This is a genomic window from Nonomuraea sp. NPDC048916 (assembly GCF_040649575.1).
Lineage (GTDB): Bacteria > Actinomycetota > Actinomycetes > Streptosporangiales > Streptosporangiaceae > Nonomuraea.
The window spans coordinates 1-423 of sequence record NZ_JBEZFS010000253.1 but is presented as its reverse complement, the minus strand read 5'-3'; the positions used below and the strand labels follow the sequence as shown (position 1 = coordinate 423).

General features: G+C 68.6%; 1 protein-coding gene. It reads left to right on the top strand.

From position 1 onward, the window contains the following. On the top strand, positions 1 to 423 hold a 423-nt coding region (locus tag AB0C16_RS40720; protein WP_357691560.1), incomplete at both ends, for a glycoside hydrolase family 3 C-terminal domain-containing protein.

Sequence of the window (423 nt, the reverse complement as noted above, 5' to 3'; positions counted from 1 at the left end):
CCCGAGCGACGTCCGTACGTCGATCAACGCCGGACTCGACATGATCATGGTCCCGACCGCGTACCAGGACTTCACGAAGACGCTGAAGGACGAGGTGGCGGCGGGCCGGATCAGCGAGGCCCGGATCGACGACGCGGTCGCCCGCATCCTCACCCAGAAGTTCCGCCTGGGCCTCTTCGAGAAGCCGTACGCGGACACCACCCACCTGGACAAGGTCGGCTCGGCCGAGCACCGTGCGGTGGCCCGTGAGGCGGCCGCGAAGTCGCAGGTGCTCCTGAAGAACGACGGGGCCGTCCTGCCGCTCAAGCCGGACCAGAAGGTGTACGTCGCCGGGTCCAACGCCGACGACATCGGCAACCAGGCCGGCGGCTGGACCATCAGCTGGCAGGGCTCCTCCGGGAAGACCACCACCGGCACGACGAT